Below are 14,137 nucleotides of genomic sequence, written 5' to 3'. Positions count from 1 at the left end.
TGCCGTAGTTTACGGAGAGTGACCGGCGATGGAGAGAGTGTCGGAAATGAAGAGGTGCAAGCGAGAGCCGGCCGCCATCGTGCGGCAAACTCCGCTGTCGTCCCTGCCTAGTGCGCAATTGCGCACTAGGCAGGGACGACAACTTAAGGCCCGTACAACACGAGTTCCGTATCCGTGAGATCGCCGAGCTGCGGCCGATGCGGGCCTTTGAAATATTTGCGGCCGCGACGCTCGGTATAAATACCGACGAGGCCGGGAATCGGGCCATCGGAATCGACCGCCACCGCGATCTTGCCAAGCCGAAGCACCAGCCGGCCGATACGGCCTGCGCAGGCGGCGTATTCGGCAGCGCTGCGGCAATAGATCAGCTTCATCGCAGGCGGCGCGATGAAGCCGCGGCGGATGCGCACGGGTTGCAGAATGAAGGGAAATGTTCCCTGCGGCGAGCGGCAGACCAGACTGAGGCAATTGTATCGCGCATGCCGCGTCAGCAGCTCGGTTTCGGCTTCGGAAAGCCCCTCGATCGTCTTGGCGTGAGGCGAGACGACCTCGATATCGCTCCAGCGCGGAACGCGCGCCAGTGCAGGTACCGAGAAGAATATGCCGCGGCAATAGGCACGAAAGCCCTGGGTCTCAATGATCGGCCAGGTCCACGGCGCCGGGCTGATGTTGAGATAAGTCACGTCCTTGTGCCGCTGGGCGATCTTGGTCAGCAGCGGAGCGTAGTTGCGGTAGGCCGGATCGACATACCAGCTCGACAGGTTGCACTGAATGGCGGTCTCTTCGCCATTCCTGCGTTCCGTATAGATCAGCAGCAGCACGCCGACCGGCGTGCCGTCATTGTCGAGCATGTAGCCGAAGCGCGGATAGCCCTCCGGCACGGGCCGGAAGGCCTGCCGGCGCAGGCCTTGGATCCAATAATCGCGCGAGCGGCCCACGAAGCCGCGCGTCAGCAAGTCCGCGATCGCGTCTGCGTCGGACTCGGTGATCTCGCGGCATCGGACCTTGGTGTGGATCACGCTCGTTTTACCCGTGGAAATGACAGGCCTCGTTTGGTCTATTGTTTCAGCATGATCTTTTCGGAAAACCGCTTCGCACTTTTCGCTGACGCGGTCCTCCGGATCCGGATCATGCTCTTAGCGCCAGCCTTCGCCATGGGCGCCGACCGTCGCCGACGGCTGCATGCCCATGATCTCCCGCACCCCGGCGGGCCAGGCCGAAAGGTCGGTGCCGTGGGTGTGGAACATGGCGACCGCGAGTCGGTCCATGCCGAAAGCGACGCAGCCCGTGTGCGCCGGCTCGCCATTGGCGTCCTGAATGCCCCAGGTGGTGCCGAAATGCTCGCGGTGATAATTGAAGCTCATGCAGGCCGTCGGCTGCTCTTCCGAGCGCAGCGGAATGAGGAGCTCGAACTTGAGCTGCTGCTGCTTCTGGCTCACCGCCTTCATCTGGCCGACGCGGCCGAAGAACGGGTCGCTGGCATAATCGACGCGGAAGGTGAGGCCGAGGTCGGTCGCGATCTTCTGCGCCCGCACCATCCAGCGCTCGCGAAAATCGGCGACATCGTCGGGGCTGCCGATACAGACATATTCGCGCATCCGGAACGATTGCAGCCGGTCGAGATGCTTTGACGGCTCACGGCGGAAGCAATCCGCGGCAACGTCGAAACGCAGACCGCCCTTCGGCAGGGGGCCGCGGCTCGCCGCGATCGGATAGACCGGATAGCAGGCGGCGGGCGACAGCACGAGGTCGGCGGGCGACAGCGAGGTGGTCCAGTCGCCGCCGGCATCGAAGCGGCTCACCGCGGCGTTGATCTCGCGCTCGGTCCCGTGCAGGCCGCAAACGCAGCCGAGCAGGTTCGGAAAGCTCTTGAGGTAGCCGGATTTCTCCAGCTGAGCCCGGCTCATCACCGGCGGGAAGCGCATCACCTCGGTGCCGGTCTCGCGATGGCCGGTGATCAGCGCGGCCAGCTTCTCGACGACGCCTTCATAGAGCGCAGTGCGGGCATAGACGCCGTCGGCACCCATCCGATGGAACAGCTTGTCGGCGAGATGATCAAGCGGATCGATCGTCTGCGGCGCGGTCGCGGGCGAATCGGGGAGGACGGCAATGTTCATGATTCGATATCCTGCTATCTCAAAATTGTTCTTGTTGGTTCAGTCGCCAAGCACTTAGTCGCGAAGGCTTGTCGGCACGCCGCTCATCAGCGTCGATGTCGCGGCATTGGCCAGAATGCGGTCGTTGTTGATCATGATCGGAGACGACAGCACGTCGCGGAGGTGCCGGCCCATGGTGAACTCGCCGTCGTTGCGGTAGCCGGAGAGGCCGGCCGTGCGCATCGCATGCATCACGGTCTCGACCGCGAGCTCGGAGGCCTGCACCTTCAGCAGCGTGATCGAGGATTGGAAGTCGAGCGAGCCGAGCGCGCGCTCGTCATGCTCGGCGCGCGCAAAGGCATCGACATTGGCCGACAACAGCGCGCGCAGTCTTGCCAGCGACATCTTGGCAGCGGTGAAATGGGCCGCGGCCGGCGGCATCTGGCCGCCTGAGCTGCGGGCCGCCTTGCGGATGAAGGCTTGCGCGCGGGTCACGGCAGCGGCGGCGATGCCGGCCCAGGCCGACGACCAGCACAGATGCGCGAACGGCGTCATGGTCTGGGCGTGGATCTTGTCATAGGATTCCGGGAAGACGCGGTCGGCGGGGCAATCGACCTTCAGCTCGAAGCCGGTCGAGCAGGTGCCGCGCATGCCGAGCGTTTCCCAGCCCAGTGTCCGCTTCAGCGCATAGTCGTCCTTGGCGAGTGCCAGCAGCACCTGGTCGGAGGCGGCGGCATCGGTGGCGCGACGGGCGATGGTGACGAGACCATCGGCCTCGGCGCCGTAGGAGATCACGGTGGCATCGCGCACCAGCGAGACGGTGTCGCCGGCGTGGTCGACGGCAGCGGCGCTGGCGCGGATGTTGCCGCCGTTTTGGCCTTCGGTGGTGGAGGAGGCGAGCAGCCACTGGTCGCGGGCAACCCGGCGCATCATGGTTTCCATCCACGGGATGCCGTGGCCGTGCCTGATGATGCAGGCGACCTTGGTCTGGTGCATCGCGTAGATCATCGCGGTCGAGGCGCAGGCGCGTCCGAGCGCGTAGCAGATGTCCGTGACGTCGTAGATGGAGGCGCCGAAGCCGCCGAACTCGACCGGGATCATGACGCCGAGCAGCTTCTGCTCGCGCGCGACCTCGAAAGCCTTGTGCGGGAAGCGGGCGTCGCGATCGACCTCGTCCGCGTCGGCCGCCGCCGCAGCGGCGGTCCGGGCGGCACGCTCGATCAGGGAGGGACCCTGCTCGAGGAAGCTCGTCTGCGTTTCGTCGACAGTGAGGACCACTTCACGCACGTTCATACTCGTCCGCCTCCGGTTTGCCGTTCGAGATCGCCGGCATCATTCGCGATGCCGCCGGCGATCCTCCGGTCATCTTTGCTTGTGAGACGAGGCTACGGATTTAATTCAAATTCGTCGATGAAATAGAGGGTAAACAAAGGCCAATTCCGAATGAACAGTTAAGGTCGGGTTGTTTGCACCACCCGATTTTCCAGCATCGCGTTAGGATTCTGGAAGAAGCCCGAATTCCAGACAATCTGAGTCATCGTTTACTAAGAAACGCGAAGTAATGGTGCTCTCCATTGCGGGATCGGCAGGCCATGCCCATCGTAGCCGGAAGCCGGTCCGATTTTTGACAGACAGACGGGAATTTGCCGATGCAGGCCTTTGATACCGAATTGCGCAATCGCATCATCAAGCTGGTGAAGGGCATCCTCGAACAGAATTCGCTCAGCGCCGACGTCACGCCGTCCGCCAAGCTGGTCGATGCCGGTCTGACCTCGATGGACATGGTCAATCTGATGCTCGGCGTGGAAGCCGAGTTCGACTTCACCATCCCGCAGTCGGAGATCACGCCGGAGAATTTCCAGTCCGTCGAGACGCTGGAGCGGATGGTGGCGACTCAGTTGCGGCTGGCGAACGCGGCTTGACTAGAGCCCCGATCTCTCCCCGGGTCGTCCCTGCGTTCGCAGGGACGACACCGTGTACGAGGTCCGCGCTTCGCCCCTCGCAGCACCAGCATCTTCCCACTACCCCCCGTTCCAAAACCGCCGCAAAACTGGCATAGCTTAGCCATCTCGCACGTGGCGGATGGGTGGAGCAGGCATGGCGCAGGCGGTATTGGGCATCATCGGCGGTTCAGGCATCTACGATCTGCCGGGCCTCGAGGGCGCGCGCGAAGAGGTGATCAGCAGCCCTTGGGGCGAGCCGTCGGCTCCCTTAAGGCGCGGCACCATCGCCGGCCTGCCGATCGTGTTCCTGCCGCGGCACGACAGGGGTCACCGGCTGTCGCCCTCCGACATCAACTATCGCGCCAATATCGACGTGCTGAAGCGCGCCGGTGTCACCGACCTGATCTCGCTATCCGCCTGCGGCTCGTTCAAAGAGGAGATGCCGCCCGGCACCTTTGTGCTCGTCGATCAGTTCGTCGACCGTACCCACAAGCGGGAGAGCTCGTTCTTCGGCAAGGGCTGCGTCGCGCATGTGTCGATGGCGCATCCGGTCTCGCCGCGGTTGCGCGTCCACCTCGCCACGGCCGCCGAAGCGGAGGGCATCGCGATTGCGCGCGGCGGAACCTATGTCTGCATGGAGGGGCCGCAATTCTCCACCTACGCCGAGAGCATGACCTACAAGACGCTGGGCTATTCGGTGATCGGCATGACCAACATGCCCGAGGCGAAGCTCGCACGCGAGGCGGAGATCTGTTACGCCACGGTTGCGATGGTGACGGATTTCGATTGCTGGCATCCCGACCACGATGCCGTCACGGTGCAGGACATCATCCGCGTCTTGACGTCGAACGCCGACAAGGCGAAGGCGCTGGTGGCGCGGCTGGCAAAGGATCTTCCGCGCGAGCACGAGCCGTGCCCGATCGGCTCGGACCGTGCGCTCGACACCGCGCTGATCACGGCGCCCGAGGCGCTCGATCCGGAGCTCCTTAGGAAGCTCGACGCGGTGGCGGGGCGCGTGCTGCGGGCGTGAGACGAAAGGCAGAATGCCATGAAGGTCGACGGCAGGCATTTCCGCAGCATCTGGCGCGAACGCGATGGCTGGTCGGTCGGCGCGATCGATCAGCGCCGGCTGCCGCATGAGTTCGTCGTCGCGAAGCTGACCTCATGCGAAGACGCAGCCGTCGCAATCCGCGACATGCTGGTGCGCGGCGCGCCGCTGATCGGCGCGACCGCGGCCTATGGCATGGCGCTCGCCATGCGCGAGGACGCCTCCGACGCCGGCCTGAAGCGTGCTTACGACACGCTCGTGGTGGCGCGGCCGACAGCGATCAATCTGAAATGGGCGCTGGACGAGATGCGCGCGACGCTTGCGCCGATCGACCCGCTCGAGCGGGCCGAGGCAGCCTACGCGCGCGCTGACGAGATCGTCGAGCAGGATGTCGAGATCAACCGTGGCATCGCCGACAACGGCCTGAAGCTGATCGAGGCGATCGCAGCGAAGAAGCCGGGCGAGACGGTCAACGTGCTGACCCATTGCAATGCCGGCTGGCTCGCTACGGTCGACTGGGGGACCGCGACGGCGCCGATCTATCTTGCGCATGAGCGCGGCATCAAGATCCATGTCTGGGTCGACGAGACGCGTCCGCGCAACCAGGGCGCCTCGCTCACCGCCTGGGAGCTCGGTCATCACGGCGTTCCGCACACGGTGATCCCGGACAACACCGGCGGCCACCTGATGCAGCACGGCATGGTCGATCTCGCCATCGTCGGCACCGACCGCGTCGCCGCCAATGGCGACGTCTGCAACAAGATCGGCACCTATCTCAAGGCGCTGGCCGCGCACGACAATAACGTGCCGTTCTACGTCGCGCTGCCCTCGCCGACGATCGATTTCGCCGTCCATGACGGCATTCGCGACATCCCGATCGAGCAGCGCAGCGGCGCTGAGGTTACCGATATGACCGGCCGCACCGCGGACGGCCGGCTGGAGACGGTGCGCATCGTGCCCGAGGGCTCGCCGGTCGCGAACTATGCTTTCGACGTGACGCCGGCGCGGCTTGTCACCGGCCTCATCACCGAGCGCGGCGTGCTCAAGCCCGATCGTGCCGCGCTGGCGGCTGCATTCCCGGAGCGCATCGCGTCCGCGGCGAAACAGCTCTCGTAGGGTGGACAAAGGCGCGGAAGCGCCGTGCCCACCACCTGCTTGTGGTGGGCACGCTTCGCTTCGACCACCCTACAGCCCGTCGACCTGCCAGGCGAGATCGTTCCCACCATCATTGCGAGGAGCCCTTGCGACGAAGCAATCCAGACTGTCGCCGTGGCGGGATTCTGGATTGCTTCGGTTCGCTTGCAATGACGAGGAACGACTACCCCAGCTTCAGGCCTGTCGCCTTTTCAAGCTCGGCGATCGCCTGCGCGCCACTGGTCACCTTGATCGTGGTCATGCCCATCTCGCGCGCGGGCTTCAGATTGACGCCGAGATCGTCGAGATAGACGCAGTTGTCCGGATCGACCTTCAGCGTCTCCACCATCATCTTGTAGATGCGCGGGTCAGGCTTGCGCAGGCCGATCTTGGCGGATTCGATCACGTGATCGAACAGCACCATGACCTCGGCGATATAAAGCGATCGCCCCGTCATGCTGCCAATGGCATTGGCCGGCAGATTGTTGGTAATGCAGCCGGTCTTGAATTGCGCCTTGATGCGCTTCAAGGCCTCGACCATCTCGGGGCGGAGGTCGCCCTGCAGCAGCGGCAGCACCTCGCGGCCGCGCACCTCAGCGCCGAGTGCCAGCGATTCCTCGGCAAACAGACGATCGAACGTCTCGATATCGACCTCGGCGCGCTCGAACCTGGCCCAGGCGTTTTCCAGATGGTTGGCGGCGTTGGTGCGCCGGATGATATCGACGGGCAGGCCGCGCGCCGTCTCGAACCGCGCGAACGCCTCGAACGGCGAGCTCGTCAGCACGCCGCCAAAATCAAAGATCACAGCCTCGATCGCCACTATCCTGCCCTCGTCAATTCCTTTCCAAGACGGCTAGCATGCGCTATCGGCAAGGGCCAGTCCGAAGCAATCTCCCGCGGTCACCGATGCCGAAGCATGTTCCCATGAAGAAGCTTGCAACTCTCGTCATAGCTGCGCTGCTGATAGTCGGGCCAGCTCATGCCATCGTCGGCGGCGGCACGCCGCAGGCCGATGGTGTCGCGCGCGCCGTCGTCACCATCGTCGGCTCGCGAGGCAATTTCTGCACGGGCAGCCTGATTGCACCGCGCGTGGTCCTGACGGTCGCGCACTGCGTGCAGCCCGGCGCGGACTACAAGATCGTCGATCGCGGAGCCGACGGCACGCCGCAATTGCTGAATGTCCGCGCGGTCGCGATCCATCCGAACTTCAACATGCAGGCGATGCAGTCGCACCGTGCCACCGCCGACGTGGCATTGCTGCAACTGGAAATTCCACTCAAGGGAAAATCCACGGTGACGATCGGCATGCCGACGATCCCAATCCAGGTCGGCAGCCGCTTCGTCATCGCCGGCATTGGCGTCACGGTCCGCGGTGACGGCAAGAGCGGCGGCACGACGCGTGTCGCCGCGCTCGTTGCCACCGGCCAGCCCGGCACGCTCCAGATCCGGCTGGTCGATCCCTTAACCAACGGGGTTCGCGAGGGAATCGGTGCTTGCACGGGCGATTCCGGCGGTCCTGTGCTCGAAGATAAGCCGAATGGTGCCGTTCTCGTCGGCCTCGTCAGCTGGTCCACGGGGCCGAACGGCGCCGCCGGTTGCGGCGGATTGACCGGCGTCACGCCGCTCACGCTGTACCGCGATTGGATCTTGCAGACCGCGCGGAGCTGGGGTGCGGCGCTGTGATTTGACCGCGACTTGATCTATGTCATTTTGAAGCGGAAGCGCGGCGGGTGATCATGTCGGCCGCGGAGGAAACGCGTCGCCCGTCAAGGGTGACCACAAAACAACCAAGGCATAGAAGCAACAATGAATGTCGCTGTTCGCGGTCACACCGCTACCAAGCAAGCTTCCGAACATTTCGACGTGCTGATCGTCGGCGCCGGCATCTCCGGCATCGGCAGCGCCTATCACGTCCAGAAGCAGTTGCCAGGCACGAGCTACGTCATCCTCGAGACGCAGGAAACGTTCGGCGGCACCTGGAGCACACATCGTTATCCCGGCATTCGCTCCGACAGCGACCTCCATACCTTCGGCTACAGTTTCAAGCCGTGGGTCGGCCCGCCGATTGCGACCGCCGAGGAGATCCTCTCCTATATGAAAGAGGTGATCGACGACAACGATATCGCAAGACACATCCGCTACAAGCACAGGATCAATTCCGCGAGCTGGTCGAGCGAGCAGAATCTCTGGACCATCGAGGCGGTGACGACCGACACCGGGGAGCCTAAGACGTTCACCGCAAACTTCCTCTGGATGTGTCAGGGCTATTACCGCCATTCGGAAGGCTACACGCCGGAATGGAAGGGCATGGACCGCTTCAAGGGGCGCATCGTCCATCCCCAGACCTGGCCTGATGATATCGATCTCACCAACAAGAAGGTCGTCGTGATCGGCTCGGGCGCGACGGCAGCGACGCTGGTGCCGAACATCGCGGACAAATGCGCGCATGTCACCATGTTGCAGCGCTCGCCGACCTATTTCCGGCTCGGCCGCAACGCCATCGAGATCGCGGAGGAGCTGCGCCGGCTTCAGGTCGACGAGGAGTGGATCCACGAGATCGTGCGGCGCAAGATCCTGTTCGAGCAGGATGCCTTCACGAAGCTCTGCGTGTCCAAGCCCGAGCAGGTGAAGAAGGACCTGATCGGCCAGATCAGCGCGGTGCTCGGTCCCGACTACGATGTCGAGACGCACTTCACGCCGACCTACCGGCCGTGGCGGCAGCGCATCGCCTTTGTGCCGGATGCCGACCTGTTCAAGGGCATTGCCAGCGGCAAGGCTTCTGTCGTCACCGACGAGATCGAATGCTTCGTCGAGAACGGCATCCAGCTGAAATCGGGCAAGCTGCTCGAGGCCGATGTCATCGTGACCGCAACCGGCTTCAATCTCGCCGCGCTTGGCGACATCGCCTTCGAGATCGACGGCAAGCCGCTCGCCTTCGGCGACACCGTCACCTATCGCGGCATGATGTTCACGGGCGTTCCGAACATGGTCTGGGTGTTCGGCTATTTCCGCGCCAGCTGGACGCTCCGCGTCGACCTCGTCGCCGATTTCGTCTGCCGGCTGCTTGGCCACATGAAGGCCAAGGGCGCCAAGAAGGTCGAGGTGAAACTGCGCCCCGAAGAACACAACATGCCGATCCTGCCCTGGATCGATCCGGAAAACTTCAATCCCGGCTACATGATGCGCAACATGGACCTGTTGCCCAAGCGCGGCGACAAGCCGGAATGGCAGCACAGCCAGGATTACTGGACCGAGAAGGACGAGATCCCGAAGACGGATCTGGATGACAAGGCGTTTGTCTACGGGTGAGGGTGGTCCTTGGCGAGGGATCGCGTGAGGGGCGGCGGCACTCACCACACACTCCGCTGTCGTCCCGGGGCGCGTAGCGAACCCGGGACCCATAATTACAGGGCGTGGTTATGGAGCGAGCGGGTCACTCCGAGCCTTCGCCAAACGTCTCCCTGTGGTTATGGGTCCCGGATCTGCGCTTCGCTTGTCCGGGACGACAGCGGTTGTTGGGTCAGCGGCGCGCCAACTCATCTCCAGCAGCTCACGAATTCCTTCGCGTTGCATTCGTGGCAATCGCCGCGGCTGCCGTCCGGTTCTCCACGCCGAGCTTGGCATAGATCTGCTCGAGATGCTTGTCGACCGTGCGCGGGCTGAGGCCCAGGATCTGCGCGATGTCCCGGTTGGTCTTGCCCTTGCTGAGCCAGGCGAGCACCTCGCCCTCGCGGGTGGTGAGGCCGAGCTCGCTGGTGAATTCGGGCGGGAGCGCGGTGCCGGACTCTCTGGAGAGCCGCAGCAGAAACTCGTTCGGCGCCGTTTCGCCCATATAATAGAGCCGGAGCTGCGGATTGTCTGGTAACGAGGTCGCCTGAGATTTCGAGCTACCCTTGGCCTTGGCCTGCTCCAGCCATTGCAGCAGCGTTGGCGACAGGACGAAGTCGTCGGCCTGTGCGCCTTGATGGTCGGACATCAGCTTCTGCGCCTGCGGCGTCGCCCAGAGCAAATTGCCCTGGCGGTTGACCGCGAACAGGAAGCGGCCAGAGACGTCGAGCGCGGCGCGCGCACTCTGTGTCAGCCGGGCATTGCCGAGATGGACGCGAATGCGCGCCAGCATCTCCTCGATCGCGATCGGCTTGGTCACGTAGTCGACGCCGCCGGCCTCGAGCCCGCGCACGATGTGCTCGGTTTCGGCAAGGCCGGTCATGAAGATCACAGGGACATTGGCAAGGTCCGCATCGCGCTTGAGCCGGCGGCAGGTCTCGAAGCCGTCGATGCCGGGCATCACGGCATCGAGCAGCACGATGTCGGGCGTGATCTGGTCGATGATGCGTATCGCGGCTGCGCCATCGAGCGCCACCATCACCGTCATGCCGGCGCCATCGAGCGCGTCGGTCAGCAGCCGCAGCGTCTCCGGAGAGTCATCGACAACGAGCGCGACGTCGCGCTTCTTCGGCTCAATGCTCATGCGCATGCAATGTCTTCAATGTGGCCATGTATTGCTCGAGATCGAAGCGATCGACCAGCGACCGCATCTGCGCGACGAAGTCGGCGTGCTCCGGATGCTCGCTGCCGATCTCGTCCAGCTTCAACTGAATGCCCTTGACGTAGCCGATCTGGCCGAGCCCGATCAGCGCCTCGATGTGCCGCGCCGGCGGCGTTGATCCACTTTCGGGACGCCAGAACGACACCGCGATCTCGTCCGAGCCGTATTGCCATTCGACTTTTAGCAGCTGGCGGATCGTCTCCAGGAGCCGGGGAATGTCGATCGGCTTCATCAGGTAGCCGTCGTGGAACGGCTGTGCCAGCGGCGTGCCGTGGGCTTCCAGCGCGCTCGCCGATACCATCAGGATGCGCGCCTGGCGGTGGCCGCTCGCGCGCAAGGCCTCCGCCACGGCCCAGCCGTCCATGGCCGGCATCGAGATGTCGAGCAGGAACAAATCGGGCCGGCAATGCTGCGCCAGCGCGAGGCAGCCGGGACCGTCGGGAGCGCTGAGCAGGATGAAACCGAGCGGCGTCAGCACCTCGCGCAGGAGGTCGCGATGAACCGGATCGTCGTCGGTGATGAGGATGGTTTTGCGCGCGCCGTGATAGCCGGAGACCGGGGCCTCAATCGGCGCGATGCGCTGCGGATTTGTGACCTCGGAGAGCAGGATCTTGACCTTGAAGGCCGAGCCGGTGCCGACCGTGCTCGTCACCTTGATATCGCCGCCCATCACCCCGGCCAGCAGGCGGCTGATGGTCAAGCCGAGTCCGGTGCCGGTCTGCGGCTGCGAGACGCCGAGCGCGCCGCGCTCAAAGGGCGCGAAGATGCGCTCGAGGTCGTCGCCCTGGATGCCTGGGCCGGTGTCGATCACTTCGAACTCGGCGACGGGGCTGCGATAGTGCACGACGAACTGCACGCTGCCGGTCTGGGTGAACTTGATCGCGTTGGAGAGCAGGTTGATCAGCACCTGGCGCAGCCGCTTCTCGTCGGCATAGACCACGAGCGGCAGGTGTGGAGGCCGCCGGAACACGAAGTCGATGCCCTTGGCGGCGGCCTGCAGGCGGAACATGCCGACGAGTTGGTCGAGGAATTCGCCGAGGCGCACCTCGTCGCGCGACAGATACAGTCGCCCTGCCTCGATCTTGGAGATGTCCAGAATGCCGTCGATCAGGCCGGAGAGGTGGTCGGCGCTGCGGCGGACGACGCGGACCTGGTCGCGCGGCTTGATGCTCAGCGTCGCATCCTGCTCCAGCAGCTGGGCATAGCCGCTGATCGCATTCAGCGGCGAACGCAGCTCGTGGCTCAGGCCCACCACGTACCGGCTTTTGGCGAGGTTGGCGGATTCGGCGACTTCCTTGGCGCGCTGAAGCTCGGCGTCGGTGCGCCTGTGGGCGTCGATCTCCTGGATCAGCAGCGTGGTCTGCCGGCGCGTCTCGGCTTCAGCCGCGCGGCGGCTCTGCTGCGCCAGCACGAACAGCCAGGCCACCACGCCGATGATGATGCTGAGCGAGAAGAACACTTTCCAGAGCACCTCGGAGACGAGCGTGGTCTCGCCATGCACGCTCGCCGATGTCTGCAGATAAATCAGTCCGAGCACCAGCGCGACGAGGCCCGCGGAGACCACGAACACGCCGACATAGTGGCCGAGCTGCGAGTTGATCCGCGCGTAGATCGGCTGCGGCATCAGCTTGCCCAGCGTCTCCGACACTTGCGCCTGGATCCGCGCGTGCGGCTTGCAGAGATCGTGGCAGCGGGCGTCCAGCGAACAGCACAGGGAGCAGATCGGCCCCGCGTAAGCGGGGCAGGAGGCCATGTCCTCCGGCTCGAACGCGTGTTCGCAGATACAGCACTGGATCGACTCGATGTTCTGCCAGCTTCGCTTCGGCTTGCGTGCGATGTAGTACTTGCCGCCTGTGGCCCAGGCAATCAACGGTGCGGTGATGAAGGCAGCCGCGAGCGCTATGAAGGCCGACAACGCCTTCGCGGTAGGCCCGAACAGACCGTAAAAGGCACTGATGGAGACGATGGTTGCGATCGTCATCGCGCCCACGCCGACCGGATTGACGTCGTAGAGATGCGCGCGCTTGAATTCGATCTGCTGTGGCCGCAATCCAAGCGGCTTGTTGACGACGAGATCGGCGACCAGCGCGCCGACCCAGGCGATCGCGACGTTCGAATACAGAGCCAGCGTCTGCTCCAGGGCCTTGTAGACGCCAATCTCCATCAACAGCAGCGCCACGATGACGTTGAAGACCAGCCACACCACGCGGCCGGGATGGCTGTGGGTCAGGCGCGAGAAAAAGTTCGACCAGGCGATCGAGCCGGCATAGGCGTTGGTGACGTTGATCTTGACCTGCGACAGGATCACGAACGTGCCGGTCAAGGCCAGCGCAAGATCGGGCTGCGACAGCACGTAGCGGAACGCTTCGAGATACATATGCGCCGGCTCGGCCGCCTCCTCGGGCGGCACGCCATGGCTGAGCGCGAAGAAGGCGAGGAATGAGCCCGCCAGGAGTTTCAGCGCACCAAGCACGATCCAGCCCGGCCCTGCGCTCATCAGCGCCAACCACCAGGAGGCCCTGGACGCGCGGCGGTCGCGCGGCAAGAATCGCAGGAAGTCGACCTGCTCGCCGATCTGCGCCACCAGCGAAAACACCACCGAGGCCGCAACCCCGAACAGCAGCAGATCGAACTGCCCGTTGAGATCGCCGTGCTCACCCGCGAACTTGCGCCATTCCGTGAAGGAGTGCGGGTTGTGCCAGGCGATCGCCGCGAACGGAATGATGTGGAGCACGATCCACAGCGGCTGCGTCCACAATTGGAAGCGGCTGATCAACGTGATGCCGTAAGCCACCAGCGGGATGATCACGACGGCGCTGATGAGATAGCCGACCGGCCGCGGAATTCCGAAGCACATCTCGAGCGCGGACGCCAGGATCACGGCTTCGATCGCAAAGAAGATGAAGGTGAAGGACGCGTAAATCAGCGAGGTGACAGTCGAGCCGATGTAGCCGAAGCCGGCGCCGCGCGTGAGCAGGTCGATGTCGATGCCGCATTTGGCGGCATAATAGGCGATCGGCACACCACAGCAGAAGATGATGAGAGAGACCACGAGGATGGCGGCGGTCGCGTTGGTGACGCCATAGTTCAGGGTGATGGTGCCGCCGATCGCCTCCATCGCCAGGAACGAGATCGCGCCCAGCGCAGTGTTGGCGACCCTGGCGGCGGACCAGCGGCGCGCGCTCTTGGCCGTGAAGCGCAGCGCGTAGTCTTCCAACGTCTGGTTGGCGACCCACTGGTTGTACTGGCGCCTGACGCGGTCTATTCGCTGCCGCCCTGCCACGCTCTACCCCACTCCCGATACGGACCCGGAGCCCCTCGCAAATTCCGTACCAAAAGCCTACGTCGGCATTTTGCGGTACAGTAT

The 14,137-nt window shown here is 64.2% G+C and carries 11 protein-coding genes; 5 read left to right on the top strand and 6 right to left on the bottom strand.

The genetic code is table 11. The features are described from left to right. Nucleotides 1-143: 143 nt before the first annotated feature. The 3 genes from UNPA324_RS19750 to UNPA324_RS19740 form a co-directional block, all read right to left on the bottom strand. Nucleotides 144-1,019: a GNAT family N-acetyltransferase gene (locus tag UNPA324_RS19750; protein WP_141935530.1), complete on the bottom strand. Its 876-nt coding sequence runs from the start codon at nt 1,017-1,019 to the stop codon at nt 144-146. Nucleotides 1,020-1,136: 117 nt separating this feature from the next. Continuing rightward, nucleotides 1,137-2,117, bottom strand: a complete 981-nt coding sequence (locus UNPA324_RS19745) for an amino acid--[acyl-carrier-protein] ligase (protein ID WP_141935528.1) — start codon at nt 2,115-2,117, stop codon at nt 1,137-1,139. A 54-nt stretch (nt 2,118-2,171) separates the two neighbouring features. Next, nucleotides 2,172-3,389 (bottom strand): acyl-CoA dehydrogenase family protein, encoded by a 1,218-nt coding sequence (locus UNPA324_RS19740; RefSeq protein WP_141935526.1) that lies wholly within the window; start codon nt 3,387-3,389, stop codon nt 2,172-2,174. Between the two features lie 356 nt (nt 3,390-3,745). Here UNPA324_RS19740 and UNPA324_RS19735 point away from each other — a divergent pair, with 356 nt between their 5' ends. From UNPA324_RS19735 to mtnA, 3 genes are all read left to right on the top strand, one after another. Then, entirely contained in the window at nt 3,746-4,018 is a 273-nt protein-coding gene (locus UNPA324_RS19735; protein WP_128922819.1) for a phosphopantetheine-binding protein, read from the top strand. Between the two features lie 175 nt (nt 4,019-4,193). After that, nucleotides 4,194-5,069, top strand: a complete 876-nt coding sequence (locus UNPA324_RS19730) for an S-methyl-5'-thioadenosine phosphorylase (protein ID WP_141935524.1) — start codon at nt 4,194-4,196, stop codon at nt 5,067-5,069. 18 nt (nt 5,070-5,087) lie between these two features. Then, complete coding sequence (gene mtnA / locus UNPA324_RS19725) at nt 5,088-6,203, top strand: S-methyl-5-thioribose-1-phosphate isomerase (RefSeq protein ID WP_141935523.1); 1,116 nt, start codon at nt 5,088-5,090, stop codon at nt 6,201-6,203. Between the two features lie 202 nt (nt 6,204-6,405). On the opposite strand, the gene UNPA324_RS19720 is transcribed toward mtnA, so the two are convergent. After that, a complete protein-coding gene (locus UNPA324_RS19720) occupies nt 6,406-7,041 on the bottom strand; it encodes an HAD-IA family hydrolase (RefSeq protein WP_164936673.1) in 636 nt (211 codons plus the stop codon). Between the two features lie 104 nt (nt 7,042-7,145). Between UNPA324_RS19720 and UNPA324_RS19715 the strand changes: the two genes are divergently transcribed. Both UNPA324_RS19715 and UNPA324_RS19710 read left to right on the top strand, forming a co-directional pair. Continuing rightward, on the top strand, nt 7,146-7,904 hold the full coding sequence (locus UNPA324_RS19715) for a S1 family peptidase (RefSeq protein WP_181769450.1): 759 nt from the start codon (nt 7,146-7,148) through the stop codon (nt 7,902-7,904). Between the two features lie 123 nt (nt 7,905-8,027). Next, nucleotides 8,028-9,530 (top strand): flavin-containing monooxygenase, encoded by a 1,503-nt coding sequence (locus UNPA324_RS19710; protein ID WP_141935519.1) that lies wholly within the window; start codon nt 8,028-8,030, stop codon nt 9,528-9,530. 241 nt (nt 9,531-9,771) lie between these two features. Here UNPA324_RS19710 and UNPA324_RS19705 read toward each other — a convergent pair whose 3' ends face one another. Both UNPA324_RS19705 and UNPA324_RS19700 read right to left on the bottom strand, forming a co-directional pair. After that, complete coding sequence (locus tag UNPA324_RS19705; protein ID WP_164936675.1) at nt 9,772-10,698, bottom strand: response regulator; 927 nt, start codon at nt 10,696-10,698, stop codon at nt 9,772-9,774. Beyond that, on the bottom strand, nt 10,682-14,053 hold the full coding sequence (locus tag UNPA324_RS19700; RefSeq protein ID WP_141935517.1) for a hybrid sensor histidine kinase/response regulator: 3,372 nt from the start codon (nt 14,051-14,053) through the stop codon (nt 10,682-10,684). The genes UNPA324_RS19705 and UNPA324_RS19700 overlap by 17 nt, the downstream gene beginning before the upstream one ends. Between the last annotated feature and the right edge of the window lie 84 nt (nt 14,054-14,137).

It is taken from the genome of Bradyrhizobium sp. UNPA324 (assembly GCF_006658635.1).
GTDB lineage: Bacteria > Pseudomonadota > Alphaproteobacteria > Rhizobiales > Xanthobacteraceae > Bradyrhizobium > Bradyrhizobium nanningense.
Note: the sequence above shows the minus strand (reverse complement) of the source record. Positions and strands in the feature narration are given on the sequence as shown.